General features: G+C 40.0%; 9 protein-coding genes and 1 pseudogene. All 10 read left to right on the top strand.

Going from position 1 to position 19,426, the window contains the following annotated elements; genetic code table 11:
* The coding region (locus HMPREF9957_RS09310; RefSeq protein WP_025170713.1) for a glycoside hydrolase family 98 domain-containing protein at positions 1-2,544 on the top strand (2,544 nt) is incomplete at its 5' end.
* Positions 2,545-2,558: 14 nt separating this feature from the next.
* Entirely contained in the window at positions 2,559-3,287 is a 729-nt protein-coding gene (locus HMPREF9957_RS09305) for a class II aldolase/adducin family protein (RefSeq protein WP_000076086.1), read from the top strand.
* 12 nt (positions 3,288-3,299) lie between these two features.
* Positions 3,300-5,066, top strand: coding sequence for an L-fucose isomerase (locus HMPREF9957_RS09300; RefSeq protein ID WP_000614275.1), 1,767 nt, complete (start codon positions 3,300-3,302; stop codon positions 5,064-5,066).
* A 145-nt stretch (positions 5,067-5,211) separates the two neighbouring features.
* On the top strand, positions 5,212-6,363 hold the full coding sequence (locus tag HMPREF9957_RS09295) for an iron-containing alcohol dehydrogenase (protein ID WP_000190396.1): 1,152 nt from the start codon (positions 5,212-5,214) through the stop codon (positions 6,361-6,363).
* 145 nt (positions 6,364-6,508) lie between these two features.
* The gene (locus tag HMPREF9957_RS09290) at positions 6,509-7,393 is read left to right on the top strand and encodes an SPFH domain-containing protein (RefSeq protein WP_004235732.1); all 885 of its coding nucleotides are present in this window, start codon (positions 6,509-6,511) and stop codon (positions 7,391-7,393) included.
* 289 nt (positions 7,394-7,682) lie between these two features.
* Entirely contained in the window at positions 7,683-11,471 is a 3,789-nt protein-coding gene (locus HMPREF9957_RS09285) for an Ig-like domain-containing protein (protein WP_001250580.1), read from the top strand.
* A gap of 1 nt (position 11,472) precedes the next feature.
* Positions 11,473-13,161: an alpha-L-fucosidase gene (locus HMPREF9957_RS09280; RefSeq protein WP_000251204.1), complete on the top strand. Its 1,689-nt coding sequence runs from the start codon at positions 11,473-11,475 to the stop codon at positions 13,159-13,161.
* 206 nt (positions 13,162-13,367) lie between these two features.
* Positions 13,368-14,270, top strand: a complete 903-nt coding sequence (locus HMPREF9957_RS09275; RefSeq protein WP_000603337.1) for an Rpn family recombination-promoting nuclease/putative transposase — start codon at positions 13,368-13,370, stop codon at positions 14,268-14,270.
* Positions 14,271-14,278: 8 nt separating this feature from the next.
* Positions 14,279-14,683, top strand: a pseudogene (locus tag HMPREF9957_RS0102550) (flagellar assembly protein H domain protein); the annotation flags it as partial.
* 708 nt (positions 14,684-15,391) lie between these two features.
* Positions 15,392-19,423 carry a DUF1542 domain-containing protein gene (locus HMPREF9957_RS09270; protein ID WP_004242529.1) on the top strand — a complete coding sequence of 1,344 codons (4,032 nt, stop codon included), beginning with the start codon at positions 15,392-15,394 and terminating at the stop codon, positions 19,421-19,423.
* The last annotated feature ends 3 nt before the right edge of the window (positions 19,424-19,426 follow it).

The following is a 19,426-nucleotide window of genomic DNA, read 5'->3' as shown; positions in this document are numbered from 1 at the left end:
CACGCAGTAGTGGATAAAATAGAAATAGAAATAGATGGAGAAGTAGTTTATTCCAGTAATGTAACTAATCCAGATGGATTCAGATATAATACCCAGGCACAATTTATTAGTGTGACAATTCCACAAAACGCTAAAAAAATATCCTTAAAATCATTCTCAGGAGAACATACATGGGGTGATGAAGTTGTATTTGCTGATGCTAAACTTATTAAAACTGTTAGTACTCAAACTATAACTCCAGATCTTCTTAATAAAGGAATTAATGGAGGAGTATATCTTTCTGATTTAGAATGGGTTGATGCTACTCATGGTGATGACGATAAATCAAAAACAGTTCAGAAAGATAAACCGTTTACACCTGGTAATAACGGTGCAAATAATAAAATAAAATTATTAATTGACGGGAAGGAAATAGAATTTAATAAAGGATTGGGAACTGTAGCAAGTAACCCGTCTAGTATAAAATATGATGTTTCGGGTGCTAATGTTACAAGATTTATTTCCTATGTCGGAATTGATAGGAGCGCCAATCATTTAAATTCAGATTACGCAGATATTCAAAAGTTTGAAGTTGTTGCGGATGGTAAAGTCATTTACTCATCAGATTCAAAATATCCGAAAGGAATTAAGTATGATACATCGGCATTTCTGGTTGATGTTGAAATTCCAAAAGATACACAGACGATAGAACTTAAATCATATTCAGGAAAACATACATGGGCTGACGAATTGGTTTTAGGTGGAGCCATGTTTATGGCAAATGGTAAATTTAAGAATCCTAATGATTGGTCAGAAGTTGATAAACGTCGTGAAATTAATAATGAACATCCGTTACTTATGATGCCTTTATATGCTAACGGAGAAGAGTTTAACCAAGGGAAATATACTTTTTGGGGAGGAGATACATTAACAGGGAAGTGGGAGAATATACCAGATGACTTAAAACCATATACTGTTATACAGTTACATCCAGATGATCTTCCTAAAAGAGATGGAGCTGCTAGAGATTTTTATGAACATATGTTAGAAGAAGCAGCGAAATATGTAAATCCTAAGACTGGAAAAAATGAACCAATTCCAGTTATTCTGACGGTTTACACTGCTGGTAATATGCCTTATTATACTTCGGCACATTGGTTAAGTACCAGCTGGATTGATAAAATGTATCAAAAATATCCAAATTTGCATGGTATTTTCAGTACAGAGAATTATTGGATTTGGGCAAATGATATTGAAAATAAGGCGGCAGATTACTTAAAAGTATCAGCTAAAAATGGAGGATATTTTATATGGGCTGAACAAAATAATGGTTCTGCAATAGAAAAAGCATTTGGAAAAAACGGTAAGATAGCATTTCAGAAATCTGTTGATAAGTACTGGAAGAACCTTATTTTCATGTTCAAAAATACACCTGCTGCCGAGGGAAATGATTCAACTACAGAAAGTTATATGAAGGGACTTTGGCTATCAAATCATACTTATCAATGGGGTGGTTTGATGGATACTTGGAAGTGGTATGAGACAGGTAAATGGAAACTGTTTGCAACTGGTAATATCGGAAAAAGTCAAGGAGATAGACAATGGTTGACTGAACCAGAGTCTATGCTAGGAGAAGAGGCTTTAGGGGTTTACCTTAATGGAGGTGTAGTTTATAATTTTGAACATCCAGCTTATACCTATGGTGTAAATAATAAAGAAAGCTTACTCTTTAGCGAAGTAATAAAAGAATTTTTTAGATATGTAATAGCACATCCAGCACCATCTAAAGAAAAGGTACTTGAGGATACAAAAGTATTCATACATGGAGACTATTCAAATAAAGGAAATGGTAAGTTCTTTGTAAACGTAAATACTGATAGAGAACAAACTCCATTATACATGACTGGTCGTTATAATGTTATTCCAGCTATTCCAGGTATTTTAAAAACAGATAAATTGAAAGAGTCTGTTTCTGGTAATCGTATTCAGATTAAGGAGATCACTTCCCCAGAATTTAGCTCTACTCAGGCTAGAAAAGAATACTTGAATAAGCTGTATCCTACGAATTATGAAGGAGATATCTTTGCTCAGAAATTAGATAATAGATGGTTTGTCTATAATTATAAGGTAAATGAGAATGTTAAACAGACTGGAAAATTAAAATTTAATTCTTTGGAAATGGATGTTGAATTTGAGCCTCATACTTATGGTATTTTTGAGAAAATAAATAATGGCTTGAAAGTGAATTTAAATAATTTTAGAACAAATAAAGATTCACTTTGGTCTAATGCTCAAGATGCAAATCAGGCAAGGAAACTACCACAATTGACCAAAAAAGGTGCGATTAAGTGGATTGATGAACATTATATCAAAGATACTCAGTTTGGAGAGAAAAGGGTTACAAAGATAGTATTAAGAGGTATAGATAAACTTCCTACTATTCATTCATTAACAGGAACAAATAATTCCTATGATCAGCCATCTCTCAATTTTGATCAGGAAAATCATACAGTTACTATTACCATTAACAGTAACGGAAATCTTGAATTCGAACTTCATTTTTAGAAAGGAGTGAGTTTATGTCTCAAGATGAAAAATTAATTCGTGAACAGATTTGTGATGTTTGTCATAAGATGTGGCAACTTGGTTGGGTTGCTGCAAACGATGGGAATGTATCTGTTCGATTAGATGAGGATATCATTATTGCAACTCCTACTGGCATCAGCAAAAGTTTCATTACTCCAGAAAAGCTGGTGAAGTTAAATCTCAAAGGAGAGATTTTAGAAGCAGAAGGTAATTACCGCCCTTCTAGTGAAATTAAAATGCATATTCGTTGTTACGAAGAACGTGAGGATGTCCGTGCGGTTGTTCACGCGCATCCACCGATTGCAACAGGATTTGCTCTTGCACATATTCCTTTAGATACTTATTCACTAATTGAGAGCGCGATTGTGGTTGGGGCAATTCCTATAACTCCATTTGGAGTTCCGTCTACAATGGAAGTGCCAGAAGCAATTACACCTTATCTACCAGATCATGATGTCATGCTATTAGAAAATCATGGAGCTCTGACTGTCGGAAGCGATGTCATTACAGCATACTACCGTATGGAAACTTTAGAATTAGTAGCAAAAACAACCTTCCACGGAAGAATGTTACTGTCTACAAAAGGTATTGAAGAACAAGAAATTGCTCGTCCGACTTTAGAACGTCTATTCTCAATGCGAGAAAATTATAAGGTTACAGGTCGTCACCCAGGCTACCGTAAATATAATGGCGATGGTAGTATAAAAGAAACAGAAAAATAAGAGGAAAGTATTATGATTCAACATCCACGTATTGGTATTCGTCCGACTATTGATGGTCGTCGTCAAGGTGTACGCGAATCACTTGAAGTGCAAACAATGAACATGGCTAAAAGTGTGGCAAATCTTATTTCAAGTACATTGAAATATCCAGATGGAGAACCTGTGGAATGCGTGATTTCTCCATCTACTATTGGCCGTGTACCAGAGGCAGCAGCTTCACATGAGTTGTTTAAAAAGTCAAATGTTTGTGCAACAATTACAGTCACACCATGCTGGTGTTATGGTAGTGAAACTATGGATATGTCTCCAGATATTCCTCATGCTATTTGGGGATTTAATGGGACAGAACGTCCAGGGGCTGTCTATCTTGCAGCTGTTCTAGCTTCACATGCTCAAAAAGGTATTCCAGCCTTTGGGATTTATGGAAGAGATGTTCAGGAAGCTAATGATACAGATATTCCAGGAGATGTCAAAGAAAAACTTTTACGCTATGCGCGTGCAGCTATTGCAACTGGCTTGATGCGAGACACTGCTTACCTATCAATGGGTAGTGTTTCAATGGGGATTGGTGGTTCTATTGTGAATCCAGATTTCTTCCAAGAATACCTAGGAATGAGAAATGAATCTGTAGATATGACGGAATTTACACGTCGTATTGACCGTGGTATTTATGACCCAGAAGAGTTCGAACGTGCTATGGTTTGGGTAAAAGAACATATCAAAGAAGGCGTTGACCGAAATCGTGAAGATTTGATTCTTTCTAAAGAAGAGAAAGAAAAACAATGGGAATTTGTGGTAAAAATGTTCATGATTGGTCGAGATCTTATGCAGGGAAATCCTCGTTTAGCAGAGCTTGGTTTTGAGGAAGAAGCAGTTGGTCACCACGCTTTAGTAGCTGGTTTCCAAGGTCAACGTCAGTGGACAGACCATTTTCCAAATGGAGATTTTATGGAAACTTTCCTCAATACTCAGTTTGACTGGAATGGTATTCGAAAACCATTTGTATTTGCGACAGAGAATGATTCACTAAATGGTGTGTCTATGCTCTTTAATTACTTATTGACGAATACCCCACAAATCTTTGCTGATGTGCGTACTTATTGGAGTCCAGAGGCTGTTAAACGTGTAACGGGACATACTTTAGAGGGGCGTGCTGCAGCTGGATTCTTACATCTAATCAACTCAGGTTCTTGTACATTGGATGGTACAGGTCAAGCTACTCGAGATGGCAAACCTGTTATTAAACCATTCTGGGAGTTGGAAGAAAGTGAAGTGCAGGCTATGCTTGAAAATACAGACTTCCCACCAGCGAACCGCGAATACTTCCGTGGAGGAGGATTCTCAACTCGTTTCTTGACGAAGGGGGATATGCCAGTAACAATGGTACGTCTCAATCTTCTAAAAGGGGTTGGTCCAGTGCTACAAATTGCAGAAGGTTACACACTTGAACTTCCTGAAGATGTTCACCATACTTTAGATAATCGTACAGATCCAGGATGGCCAACTACTTGGTTTGCTCCACGTTTGACAGGAAAAGGTGCTTTCAAGTCTGTCTATGACGTCATGAATAATTGGGGAGCTAATCACGGAGCCATAACATATGGACACATTGGAGCAGACTTGATTACCTTGGCTTCTATGTTGAGAATTCCTGTCAATATGCATAATGTACCTGAGGAAGATATCTTTAGACCTAAAAATTGGTCCTTATTTGGAACAGAAGATCTAGAATCAGCAGACTATCGTGCATGTCAGTTGTTGGGACCACTACATAAATAAAACTTGTTTATATAGGAGGTGAACTTACGTCCCTCCTATCCTTTTAAAAAGATTTGTTAAATAATTCACAAATAATTGAAAACGAATACAAAAAGTAATATAATGATGTTAAATAGATGGCGCAAAGGCGCAGGAGGAAAATTATATGGCTACATTTTATGTTCCGGCAGTCAACCTTATTGGTAAAGGTGTTGTAAATGAAGTAGGTCCTTATATCAAGGAACTTGGCTATAAAAAGGCACTTTTGGTGACAGATAAGTTTATCGAAAGCAGTGACATTTTGCCTAAGGTTTTAAAACCGCTAGATACAGAAGGAATCGAATATGTCATCTTTAGCGATGTAGAGCCAAACCCTACTTGTAAGAATGTCACAGATGGGGTAGCTGCTTTGCAAGAACATGGCTGTGACTTTATCATCAGTCTTGGTGGTGGGTCTCCACAGGATGCAGCTAGTTGTATCTCTATCATGGCTACAAATGGTGGAAAACCACAGGATTATGAAGGGCTTCATAAGTCTGCTAAAAAAGGCTTGCCAGTTGTGGCTATCAATACAACGGCAGGAACTTCTGCAGAAATTACTATTAACTATGTGATTACCGATGAAGAACGCAAGGTTAAGATGGTAATGGTTGACAAGAATAGCCTTGCTCTTATCTCTGTTAATGACCCTGAATTGATGATTTCAAAACCTCAAGCTTTGACTGCTGCTACTGGTATGGATGCTCTGACTCATGCTGTTGAAGCTTTGGTAACACCCGGTGCTTATGATGTGACTAAGAAACTATCTATTGGAGCAATTGAGCTTATCAAGGAATATCTTCCTCGTGCTGTAGCAAATGGACACGACATTGAAGCGCGTGAAGGTATGGTCAATGCCATCTTCCTTGGTGGTATGAGTTTTAATAATGCTGGTCTGGGCTATGTTCACTCAATGGCTCACCAACTCGGTGCAGTATATAATTTGCCACACGGTGTTTGCTGTGCTATGTTGCTACCAGTTATAGAACGTGAAAATGCTAAACGTGTACCAGAAGCTTTTCGCAATGTTGCTAAAGCCTTGGACCTTCATGTAGAAGGTAAATCAGATCAAGAATGTGCCGATTATGCAATTGCTGAGATTGAGAAGCTTTCTGAGACAGTAGGTATTCCTAAGAAATTAACTGAACTTGGTATTGAAGAAAAAGATTTCGACTTTGAATACCTTTCTAAGAATGCTTTGATTGATGCCTGCGCACCAGGAAATCCATTTATGCCAACCTTAGAAGAAACGATTGCCTTTTATAAAGAGTTGTTTTAGCAAGAGATTAGACGATAATGTGACAATTCACCTCTAATTATTGACATTTCAGGAAAAATCGTAGTAAAAACTGCACAGCCTCCTTTAAATGTGCTATAATACAGGAAAAATAATGATGGAGGTCACGATAATGGCAACATTTTTGATGATTTTTGTGGTGGTTTGTGTGCTCCTATTGGTGATAGTCACACTGAGTACAGTTTATGTGGTTCGTCAGCAGTCGGTGGCGATTATTGAACGCTTTGGGAAATACCAAAAGGTTGCCAATAGCGGTATTCACATTCGATTGCCTTTTGGAATTGACTCGATTGCAGCGCGGATTCAGTTGCGCTTGTTGCAAAGCGATATTGTGGTTGAGACTAAGACCAAGGACAATGTGTTCGTTATGATGAATGTGGCGACTCAGTACCGTGTCAACGAGCAGAGTGTGACAGATGCCTACTATAAACTCATGCGTCCAGAATCTCAGATTAAATCTTATATCGAAGATGCTCTTCGCTCTTCTGTTCCCAAATTAACCTTGGATGAATTATTTGAGAAAAAAGATGAGATTGCCCTTGAAGTCCAACACCAAGTGGCGGAAGAAATGACTACTTACGGTTATATTATCGTGAAAACCTTGATAACCAAGGTTGAACCAGATGCAGAAGTCAAGCAATCCATGAATGAAATCAATGCGGCGCAGCGCAAGCGGGTCGCAGCGCAAGAATTGGCGGAAGCTGATAAAATTAAAATCGTCACTGCAGCTGAAGCCGAAGCAGAAAAAGACCGCCTCCATGGTGTGGGGATTGCCCAACAACGTAAGGCGATTGTGGATGGATTGGCAGAGTCTATCACTGAACTCAAGGAAGCCAATGTTGGCATGACAGAAGAACAAATCATGTCCATCCTTTTGACCAACCAGTATTTGGATACCTTGAATACCTTTGCTTCTAAAGGAAATCAAACTATCTTTTTACCAAATACGCCAAATGGTGTGGATGATATCCGTACACAAATCTTGTCAGCTCTCCGCGCTGAGAAGAAATAATAGACTAATACTCTTCGAAAATCAAATTCAAACCACGTCAGCGTCGCCTTGCCGTACTCAAGTACAGCCTGCGGCTAGTTTCCTAGTTTGCTCTTTGATTTTCATTGAGTACAAAGAGCTTGGCAACAGGCTCTTTTTGCGTTGACTTTTAGGCTTGAGGATTAAAAGACTTTTCCACAAATTATAGAATCCTTTCTGAGTATTTAGGGAGTGATGGAGGAAATCTTGAAAGCGCTTTTGTTTTGTGCTATAGTCAAGTAAATCGAGTCGTTTAAAGAGGAATGCTTGTATGAGAAGAGAAGAAGTTTTACGAAATCACTGGTTTTTTAGCCAAGAGGTGGGGAAGGAAGAGGCCTTGGCGTCGGATTTTCAGAGGGGAAATTGGCAGGCCATTCAAGTGCCACATGACTGGAGTATTTACAATGATTTTGACCAGTATTCGCCAGCGCAAAATGAGGGTGGCCAGTTAAACGGGGGTCAGGCTTGGTATCGGACACAGTTTTACTTGGAAGAAGATGCCAGTCTTGTTTCGGTGCGTTTGCTCTTTGATGGGGTTTACATGAATGCCCAAGTCTATATCAACGGGCAAGTGCTGGGTTATTATCCCAATGGCTACACACCTTTTTCTTATGATATCACGCCTTATCTAAGAAATGATGGGACGGCCAACCAGCTTGCGGTTTTTGTGGAAAATCAGCAACCTAGCAGTCGTTGGTACTCTGGTAGCGGTATTTACCGGGAAGTAAAATTGTTGATTACAGATGCAGTTCATCTGGATTTATATGGGATTAGGATAGGAAGTCCCAAGCTCAAGGAACAAAGAGATGGATGGGTGGAAACTCAGCTTACAAGTAAGGTTTCAAATGATGGAGCTCAGTCTGTGTCGGTGTATTTGGAACAGGGTATCTGGTATGATGGACAACAGGTTTCAGACTGGCAGGCGACAGATTCTGTAGTGATTGAAGCTGGGGACAAACATCATTTCCAACAAGCAATATCAATTTTTCAACCCTTGCTTTGGGATATTGATCATCCTCACCTTTACCAATTGAAGACTCACCTTTACAAAAATGGAATTTTAGTTGATGAAGAAGAGGAGACCTTTGGTTACCGCTATATGGATTGGCAAGCGGATAAGGGCTTCTTTCTAAATGGTCGCTGGTTGAAGATTCATGGAGTTTGTCTGCACCATGACTATGGAGCGCTGGGAGCTGTGGAAAACAGGTCAGCTGCTGAGAGGCGCTTGCGTCAGATGAAGGAAATGGGGGTCAATGCTATCCGAATTACCCACAATCCAGCTAGTAGTATTTTGCTGGATGTGGCTGCCAAAATGGGGCTACTCATCCAAGAAGAAGCCTTTGACACCTGGTATGGAGGCAAGAAAGAATATGACTATGGTCGCTTTTTTGAGGAAGAAGCGACTCATCCAGAAGCGGAAGCAGGCGATTTCTGGTCAGATTATGATTTGCGCACTATGATTGAACGTGGTAAGAACAATCCAGCGATTTTTATGTGGTCCTTGGGAAATGAAGTCAGCGAAGCAAATGGCGATTCTCATTCATTGAAGACTATCAAACGCTTGCTAGAAAGGGTCAAGGAGGTTGATGATAGCCGTTTTGTGACCATGGGAATGGATCAGTTCCGCTTCGGAGATGGTTCTGGAGGTCATGAAAAGATTGCTGATTTGCTGGATGTGGTGGGTTTGAATTACTCGGAAGACAATATTGATGGGATTCGCAAAAGACATCCCAAGTGGCGACTTTACGGCTCTGAAACCTCATCGGCTACAAGGACGCGTGATAGCTATTTTCGCCCAGCTAAGGAATGGGTTGGAGATAATCGCCGCGTGCGGAATTTTGAACAGTCAGACTATGGCAATGACCGGGTTCCTTGGGGGAAGACGGCGACGGCTTCTTGGATAGCAGATAGAAATCGGCTAGACTATGCGGGTCAGTTTATCTGGACAGGAGTGGACTATATCGGCGAACCGACTCCTTGGCACAACCAAAATGACACGCCTGTAAAGAGTTCCTATTTTGGGATTGTGGACACAGCAGGGATTCCTAAAAATGACTATTACCTCTATCAAAGTCAGTGGGTGGATCTAGATCAGCATCCCATGGTTCATATCTTACCTCACTGGAATTGGGAAATCCACAAGAGTTATCAACAAGTTGTGGATAAGTATGGGGATATCCCTGTTCGAGTGTATTCAAATGCTGGTTCTGTAGAGCTATTTCTAAATGGAAAATCCAAAGGCAGGAAGACTTTTCAGGAAAAATGGACTTCAGATGGCAGAAAATACCAAGAGGGACAAGGTTATGCCCAGCTCTATCTTGAATGGCGTTTGCCCTATCAACCGGGAGAATTGCGCGCTGTGGCCTATGACCGTCAAGGTCAGCTTGTGGCAGAAGATAGGGTGGTGACTGCAGGTAAGCCAACCAAAATCGGGTTACATGCCGAGAAATCAAAACTGGAGCCAGATGGGCAAGACCTCCTCTATCTCTATTTTGATGTATTGGACAAGGATGGAAATTGGGTGCCGACTGCTTCCAATCAGCTTTATTTCAAAATTGAAGGCCCTGCTCGCATTGTAGGTGTGGATAATGGCAGGCAGGCCAGTCGTGAACGTTACCAAGCCCAGAAAAATGGTCGGTTTAAGCGGAAAGCCTTTCATGGCAGAGGTGTCCTCTTAGTTCAGAGCTTGGAGCAGGCAGGCCAAGTCAGAGTAAAAGCTAGTGCTAGAGGTCTAGAGCCAGCAAGTTTTGATATCTTAGTGGGAGAGGCTTTGGCTACCCAACCAGTGAAAAATCAGCGCTTATTTGAGATTCGAGTGGACAAGCAGGCAGGATTACAAGAAGGGGATTCCCCAGCCATTGGACTTTATCCACAAACTGTGGATAACCCTGTGAACAAGGTGGGGAATAGTGAAGTGATTTGGGAGACGAGTGGCAGTGCCCACGCCATTATCAAGCAGGGAGTGCTTCATTGCATGTCTGCAGGTGACTTGGCTATCCGTGCCATTTATCAAGGGAAAACCTATCAAACTCACTTGCAGGTCGCAGAAAATACCTCACTAGGGCAGGCAGTTTCTGTGCGACCACTTCGCTTGTATACAGCTAAGGGAACTTATCCACAGCTTCCGTCCTCGGTCTTGGTGGACTATGAGTCAGGCGATGCAAAACGAGTCAAGGTTGTCTGGGAGGAAATTCCTAAAGAAGATTTGGAAAAATTTCATGAATTTATGGTATCTGGTCAGCTTGAGGGGCTGGATCTAAAGGCTTCGGCTCAGGTTTGTGTTCAAGGGATTTGCGCTATTGAGCCTGAAAGTGTTTGGACGCTTGTCAAGGAAGCTCCACACTTACCAGACCGGGTCAAGCTAGTCTTATCAGATGGCAGACGAGATACGGCCAAGGTTACTTGGGATGAACTCGAACCTCAAGTCTATGCTCAGGTAGGAGAATATGTTCTTACAGGTCAAGTAGCGGGCTGTGAGTTGCCAGCAACAGTCACCATTCATGTGACAGATGTCAGTGTAGATGGGGAAGTTATTTCCAATCAATGGACAGGGTCTAACCTGCCTCTGGTCTTTGCTTCCCACTCAGAACCGAATCACCCAGCCTCTTACCTCAATGACAAGGTCATTGCTCGGAAAAAATCGACAGCCAATACTTGGATTACCAAGTCAGAGCAAGCCAGCGTCGGCATTCTTTTTGGAGATGCAGGGATTTTAAAACCGCGATTTGTGGATAACCTGACCTTGTATTATGTTGAGAATCAAGAATACGTGGTAGCGGAGCCTAGCTTTATTGATTATTACATAGGGAATGAGCCTAGCTTGCCTCGGACTCCCAATCATTTGGATAAGGATTCTCTGCTCAAACAAGAGGAGAATTGGCGACCTGTATTAGCTATTAGAAAAGTTTCAAGTGACAAGGATGAAGAGTTTCGTTTTGAATTTGATAAGGTGGAGACCTATGCCCTTCGTCTTCGATTTGAAAACTTGGCAAGCCCTCTAGCCTTAACAGAATTGCAAGTGTATGCCAAAAAAGTAAAGAAAAATGTAGATAGGAAGTAGTATGGTAAGAGAAATAAAACCGCATGGACCCTTGCCTAGTCAGGCCCAGTTAGCGTATTTAGAGGATGAACTAGCAGCCTTTATCCATTTTGGACCTAATACCTTTTATGACCAGGAATGGGGGACAGGTCAGGAGGATCCTGAACGCTTTAACCCGATACAGTTAGACGCACGTGAGTGGGTTCGTGTGCTCAAGGAAACGGGCTTTAAGAAGTTGATTTTGGTGATCAAGCACCATGATGGCTTTGTCCTCTATCCGACGGCTTATACGGATTATTCGGTCAAGGCCAGTCCTTGGAGGAATGGAGAGGGGGACTTGCTCCTTGAAGTATCCCAAGCTGCCACAGAGTTTGATATGGATATGGGGGTCTACCTATCACCCTGGGATGCCCATAGTCCCCTCTATCATGTGGACCGAGAAGCGGACTATAATGCCTATTATCTGGCACAGCTGAAGGAGATTTTATCAAATCCTGCCTATGGAAATGGAGGGAAATTTGCTGAGGTCTGGATGGATGGTGCCAGAGGAGAGGGGGCTCAAAAGGTTAATTATGAATTTGAAAAATGGTTTGAAACCATTCGTGAACTGCAGGGCGATTGCTTGATTTTTTCAACAGAAGGCACTAGTATCCGCTGGATTGGCAATGAACGAGGGTATGCAGGTGATCCACTGTGGCAAAAGGTGAATCCTGACAAACTAGGAACAGAAGCAGAGCTGGATTATCTTCAGCATGGAGATTCTTCAGGCATGATTTTTTCAATCGGAGAGGCAGATGTTTCCATCCGTCCAGGCTGGTTTTACCATGAGGATCAGGATCCTAAGTCTCTTGAGGAGTTGGTCGAAATCTACTTTCACTCGGTGGGTAGGGGAACTCCACTCTTGCTTAATATTCCGCCGAATCAAGATGGGCTATTTGATGCAAAGGATATTGAACGACTTTATGAATTTGCCGTTTATCGCAATGAGCTCTATAAAGAAGATTTGGCTCTGGGAGCTAAGGTATCTGGTCCTGCTCTTTCCGCAGACTTTGCCTGTCACCATTTGATAGATGGCCTTAAGACCAGCTCTTGGGCAAGCGATGTAGACTTGCCCATCCAGCTAGAACTCGACTTAGGTTCTCCTAAAACTTTTGATGTAATTGAGTTAAGAGAAGATTTGAAACTAGGGCAACGAATCGCTGCTTTTCATGTGCAAATAGAGGTGGACGGCGTCTGGCAGGAATTTGGTAGGGGCTTTACAATTGGTCATAAGCGCCTCTTGCGATGTTCGCTAGTAGAGGCGCAAAAGGTGCGCGTGATGATTACCGAGGCACAATCTATTCCTGTATTGACCAAGATTTCCCTCTATAAAACTCCTAGCTTATCAAAAAAAGAAGTTGTTCAGGGACTAGCATTTGCAGAAAAAAGTCTAGCTGTAGCAAAGGGAGAGACTCTTCATTTTAGGATTGAACGTAGCGAAAGTAATACTCCTTTAGAGGCTAAGATTTCGATTCAACCGGGGACAGGTGTCCATGGTGTCGCCTATCAGGACGAAATTCAAGTCCTTCAATTCCAAGCTGGGGAAAACAAAAAAGATTTGTGCCTACCAACTCTGCACTTTGCTGCTGATAAGACCTTGGATTTCTATCTGAATCTGACTGTTGATGGACAACTGATGGATCAAGCTCATATTTTAGTTGAAACGAGATAAAATATCTTCACAATTCATTTCTTTTCCGAATAAATAGATAGTAGCAGTAAATCTAGCAAACCTAGATTTAAAACTCTTCGAAAATCAAATTCAAACCACGTCAACGTCGCCTTGCCGTACTCAAGTACAGCCTGCGGCTAGTTTCCTAGTTTGCTCTTTGATTTTCATTGAGTATAAAACTGTGGTATAATAAAAGGAGGAAAAGGATGATTCTAAGACATCCGGGCATTAGCCCGACCAATGACTTGGTAGCTAAGAAAATCTTTAGCAATCCAGAAATCACTTGTCAATTTATTCGCGATATGTTGGATTTACCAGCAAAAAATGTGACCATTTTGGAGGGAAGCAACATTCACGTCTTGCCTTCTCTGCCCTACTCGGCACAGGATTTCTATACCAGTATAGATGTTTTGGCAGAGTTGGATAACGGCACTCAAGTAATTATTGAGATTCAGGTACATCATCAGAATTTTTTCATCAATCGCCTGTGGGCTTATCTGTGTAGTCAGGTCAATCAAAACCTTGAAAAAATTCGTCAGCGAGAAGGTGATACTCATCTGAGTTACAAACATATCGCACCAGTATATGCCATTGCCATTGTGGATAGTAACTACTTCTCAGATGACTTGGCTTTCCATAGCTTTAGTATGCGCGAGGACACGACAGGTGAAGTCTTAACCATCACAAATAACGGACAAGAAAACCATCTGGTTAAGATGGCGTTCTTGGAATTAAAAAAATACAGAGAAACCAGCAAAGACGAGGTTCGCAAGCCGTGGTTGGAGTTTTTCGGCAACAAGCCCTTTACTCAGCAACCCGAGCGAGCCATCAGCCAAGCAGACCAACTGCTGGACTACAAGAGCTGGTCCGAGGAGGACAGGAAAATGTTTAGTCAACTACGTATGCGTGAAGAACAAGCATTATTGGCTCATGACTATGCTTTGGAAACTGCTAGGGCAGAAGGTATTGAACAGGGGAAAGCTGAAGGACAAATCTTTACCTTTATTGATTTAGTACGCCAACATGTTTTAACTTCTGAATTTGCGAGTGAACAATTAGGCATGCCAGTCGCGGAGTTTGAAGCGCTATTGAAGAACCATCATAAATAAGATCTAACAAATACAGAGAAACCAGCAAGGACAAGATTCGCAAACCGTGGTTGGAGTTTTTCGGGAATAAACCCTTTACCCAGCACCCCGAGCGAGCCATCAGCCAAGCAGACCAACTGCTGGACTACAAGAGCTGGTCCGAGGAGGACAGGAAAATGTTTAGTGAACAACGCAGGCGAGAAGAACAGGCATTGTTAGCGCAGGACTATGCCTTGGAAACTGCTAGGGCGGAAGGTATTGAACAGGGACTGGAGCGTGGACTTGAACGTGGTCGAGCAGAAGGTATTGAACAAGGTTTAGAGCGTGGGAAACTTTTTGCCTTTCTGGATATGGTCCACCAAGGTCTTTTGACTTCCGAGGTTGCGAGTGAGCAATTAGGCATGCCTGTCGCTGAATTTGAGGCATTGCTGTAAATAGGAACAGATGACATGTTGCCAAAATGAGGTAGCATGTTTTATTTTAGCTTTAGTTATTAGTTGCAACAGGCAGACGATCAAGAGACTGCTAACACTTTTAGGTCGTAATTAGGATGTGGAAGTCAATCATATTTCTACGGTGAGGCGCCTCTGGCGTGTTTAGCCTTTGAATTTTAAGAGAATAGTGCATATGAGAGATAGGGTCTGGTTCTGTTGGGCTCTGCTAGAAAGCTATCAGAGAATCTGGGCATTTAACTGACAGGTTCTCTTTTTTGGAAGAAAAAAAGCCAAAAAACCTAAAAATTTTTGTATATTTATTTTACTAATGTTTTGTTTAAAAATAGTAGAATAGTTCCTTTTAGGTATCAAAGTTATCTTCTTTTCAAAATAAAAAGATTTTATTCAAATTCATTTCCGAATTTTGGTTTTTAATACAACATAATAACATATATAAAATCAAAACATTTTCCTGATTTTAAAGTTAAAAAATTCATAATTTTGGTTATAAAAACGAACAAATTGTGAAAATTGTCTGAAAATGTTTTTTTTTTTTTTGGCGAATTTGATAAGCATATAGCTTGCATATATATCACTTATCATGTACAATGAAGAAGTAAAGTATCATATGCAAAACCTCGCCCATGGCGAGGAATCTTTGCATGTAGATATGGACATAAAAAAATATTTTTAAGGAGAACACAATAAGTGGATAAGAAATCACCTATGAGTCGTGTTGAACGCTTGCACCGTGAAAAGGTCACACGTTACTCAATCCGTAAATATAGTTTTGGAGCAGCCAGTGTAGCAGTTGCTGCCCTGTTCATGTTCTTGGGAAATGGAGCTGTATCAGCTAATGAGCTAAGTAAACAAGATACACCAGATGTAGAAGCTCTAGCGCCAGCTCTTGATGCCCCATCAACTCCAGCAGAAAGCACTCCAGCAGCACAACCAGTCGTAGAAGAACCAGCAAAACCAGCTGCACCAGAAGTAACAACTCCAGCTTTGGACAAAAAGCAACTTGAAAACTACATTTCAGAAGTTAAATCAAAACTTTCTGCAGGTACGTATGCTAATAAAACAGAGGAGAGCCTTGCTCTTTTGAATGGTGAATTGGCTTCTGCTGAGTCTACACTCGCTTCTGCAACTACTCAAGATGAATTGACAAAGGCTTATCAGAAACTAGTGACGTTTGTTAGTTCAGGGTTAAAAAACAAACCAAAAGAACCAAAAGAAACTCCAGAAGGAGACACTACTAACGGACAACCAACTCTAGGTAAAAAAGCAGAAAACACTGAACCTAAATCAGAATCTAACTCAATCGAAAACACAGGTTCTCATGATTCACGTAATGGCAAAGCACTAGATAAAAATAATGCATTTAGAGCTGAGACTGATACAGAAAAACCAACGGCAGAGATTCCATTTTCAAATGGTAAAGATGTCTACGTTTATGGTGCAGAGTCTACAGGTTTTGATATTAAAATTAAAGATAATTCAGGATTTATTGCTAGTGCCACAGTTAAAAGAGGTGGGAATCAAGACTTTACTGCAGTAACAGGAGAACCAGGTAAGTTAAATGCTCAATATGGTTACACTGTCAATGAATTTACAACTAAAACAGAAGCTTCAGAATCTAATCCAGCAGTAATTCATTATACAGGTGTACCAGGAGGAGAACTGAACGCAGAACAGTTAGAAAAAGCCAAAACTACTGGGCTTACATTAGGTTGGCGTTTTGTAACTGCGGCAGACGAAGCGGGTAATTTTATTGAAAATAAGGCGGCAGGAGCAGCTGTTAATACTGACCCAGGTTCATTTAATGTTATCGTTAAACCTCAAACGTATAAATATGATGTGGTAAATTTATCAAATGATAATAAAATTTCAGTAGCTAATGCAGCACAATTAACAGCGGAAGAATTAGCGAATATTAAAAATGGGCTTAAGGTTGAATACTCAAAGAATAACGATGATGCACAATTAGAAAGTAAAAAAGGAACTTTACTTGATAATGCTCTTAGTGTAGTTGACACTGTCACTGACTCTGGTAGTAATCTTGTTGTAACTTATAAAGACGGTTCAACAGATACAATTCCAAAGGGCACGTTAATTAAGAGTGGAAATGCACCAACTGTAAACATGCCATACCCAGCTTCAGGAGGTCCGCGTGAAAAATCTATATTATCAACTGATAATACAATTACAGGAACAGGGACACCAGGTTCAAAAATTACTATTCAGGTAGAAAGTGTGGAAAATGGTGAATTATTGAAAGAAATTACTGATATTCCTGTAGATGCTTCAGGGAATTGGACTGTGACACTTGAAAATGGGTTAAACAGTAACGTACCAGTTGGAGGAAACTCTAGAGCGCAAAACTTCTTTGCACCTAAAAATCCAGTAAAAGTTTTCGAAACGAAAGATGGCATTGAAACAGCTTCAACAAACACTTATGTATCTATTGGTGCATCAAAAGTATTACCATCAAATGCTTCAAAAGATAAAGCAAGTGTGGTAGCAGGAAGTAAAGAAGTAGTATTAGAAGTACCACATGATGCAGGGATTTCATACTTCTGGTATCACGATAAAGATACTGGAAAAGAAGTTCAAATTGATATTCAACGCGATAAAGAAGTAGCAGAAAATCTTGGGATTAAAGTTGCTGATAAAGATGTAGATAAAGTGGCGATTAAATCAGTTACTAAAGGTGAATTCTACAATACTATTACACTTGAAATGAAGAAAAACATCAAAGAAGGTGTAGTAAGAATTATTAGTCATAATAATGACGGAACACATAGTAGTAAAGCAGGAAAAGTATCAACACCAGTTACGAATGAAAAACCAGTTGTAGCTTCAGTAAGTGGAGAGGATACAACAACAGTTATTACAAATTCTCAACTAAATCTTTTATCTTTAGTGAAAGTGACTGACCATGAAGATGATCAACCAGATGTAACTCTAGGTGATAGAGTGCATGCAAGAGTAATCTCAGTAGATGGAAACACAAGTGTTAGAGAAGTGGATACTTCAGAAGCAGGAGAACACACAGTTGTTTACAAAGCAGTAGATAGCCAAGGGAAAGAGTCTGATGAATATACTCATAAAGTAATCGTCCGCGAAAACAAAGTACCTGAAGTAAGTATCCCATACTCTGTAGATGGTAAAAAAGACATTTACGTATACGCAAATGAAGATATTGATATAGATCTTAAATTTACAGATGATTCAGGAAAAATTAAATCAGCCACAATTTTACAAGGTGGGAATAATGCGCTTAATCCAGTAGACAAAGCTAATCCAAATGTTATAAACAATGAATATGGAACCACTTTCACGCAAATTGATGGAGAAACAGCAACTACTGCCACGGAGGCAACTCCAGCAATTGTGAAAATTACTGGTAAAATGACAAAAGATACTCCTGGATTAGTAGCATCTAAATTCCCGACTGATGAAAACGGAGAATATCGTGTAGTAACTCGTTATGCGACATCTACAGATATGGATGGTGGGAAAATTGTTAATAGAGCACAAGGAAATTCATATGCAAGTGATCCAGGTGCATTTGCACTAGTCATAAAAGCTCAAACAGCAAAATATGACATTAAAGAATTAGCGGATGCAGAAAAAGTTGTGATTACGGATAAAGCAAATATCCCACAAACTGAGTTAGACAAAATTAAAGAAAATCTTCAATTAGAATACTCTAAGAAAAATGAAGATAAAAACTTAGAAGATAAAAAAGGAACAGCAGTAGACAAGGCTGCTGCTGCAAAAGTAGTTGAAACTCTTGAACAAGATGGTGAAAATTTAGTAGTAACTTATAAAGATGGTTCTAAAGATACTATTCCTGTAGAGAAAGTTGTGAAATTAGACAAACAACCAGCAATCGATGCAGTAAATGCTAAAGCTGATGAGAAAATTAAAGCTATCGAAGGTAATGCTAACTTATCTCCAGCTGAAATAGAAAAAGCTAAGGCTAAAGTTAATGAAGATAAACAAGCGGCATTAGATAAAATCGATGATGCTACAAATAAAGCAGCAATTGATGCGGGGCAAAATGAAGGTACTGCGGCTGTAGCAAAAGTAAATCCAGTAGCGAAAGAAGCTGCTAAACAAGCTGTTACAGATGCATTAAAAGCTAAAAATGCCGCACTTGATGAACGTGAAGATTTAACTCAAAAAGAAAAAGAAGCTGCAAAAGCTGCTGCTAAAGTAGAAGCAGATAAAGCAATTGCTAAAATTAATGAACAACCAGATACTGCACCAACTCCAGTAGAAGCAACAACAGCACAAAAGGCAGTTGATACTGAAAAAACTGATGGTACGACTGCAATTGGTAAAATTAATCCAATCGGTAAACAAGCAGCATTAGATAAAATCGATGAAGCATTAAAAGCGAAAGAAAAAGAAATCGATGATCGTACTGACTTAACTGATGAAGAGAAAAAAGAAGTTAAAGACAGAGCTAAGGAAATTGCAGATACTAAAAAAGAAGAAATTAATGCTAAGAAAAATAATGCAGATACAGAAGCAGAGGCTGGAACAATTCAAGGTGAAATCAATACAGTAGGTACTGATGGGGCAGCGGCTATTACAGCTTTAGCAAAAGAACCAGCGAAAAAACCAGAAGCGAATCAAGCAGTAGAAGGTGTAGCAAACAATAAAAAAGCAGAGATTGAAGCAGACAACACATTATCACCAGAAGCTAAGAAAAACTTCAAGATGAAGTAGATG

It is taken from the genome of Streptococcus mitis SK1080, assembly GCF_000220085.1.
Taxonomy (GTDB): domain Bacteria; phylum Bacillota; class Bacilli; order Lactobacillales; family Streptococcaceae; genus Streptococcus; species Streptococcus mitis_K.
This window is presented reverse-complemented; position numbering and strand designations above follow the sequence as displayed.

What these genes read in the sequence shown, in the direction of transcription:
- HMPREF9957_RS09305 (WP_000076086.1), top strand. Translation starts at nt 2,559, where the DNA reads ATGTCTCAAGATGAAAAATTAATTCGTGAACAGATTTGTGATGTTTGT.
- HMPREF9957_RS09300 (WP_000614275.1), top strand. Translation starts at nt 3,300, where the DNA reads ATGATTCAACATCCACGTATTGGTATTCGTCCGACTATTGATGGTCGT.
- HMPREF9957_RS09295 (WP_000190396.1), top strand. Translation starts at nt 5,212, where the DNA reads ATGGCTACATTTTATGTTCCGGCAGTCAACCTTATTGGTAAAGGTGTT.
- HMPREF9957_RS09290 (WP_004235732.1), top strand. Translation starts at nt 6,509, where the DNA reads ATGATTTTTGTGGTGGTTTGTGTGCTCCTATTGGTGATAGTCACACTG.
- HMPREF9957_RS09285 (WP_001250580.1), top strand. Translation starts at nt 7,683, where the DNA reads ATGAGAAGAGAAGAAGTTTTACGAAATCACTGGTTTTTTAGCCAAGAG.
- HMPREF9957_RS09280 (WP_000251204.1), top strand. Translation starts at nt 11,473, where the DNA reads ATGGTAAGAGAAATAAAACCGCATGGACCCTTGCCTAGTCAGGCCCAG.
- HMPREF9957_RS09275 (WP_000603337.1), top strand. Translation starts at nt 13,368, where the DNA reads ATGATTCTAAGACATCCGGGCATTAGCCCGACCAATGACTTGGTAGCT.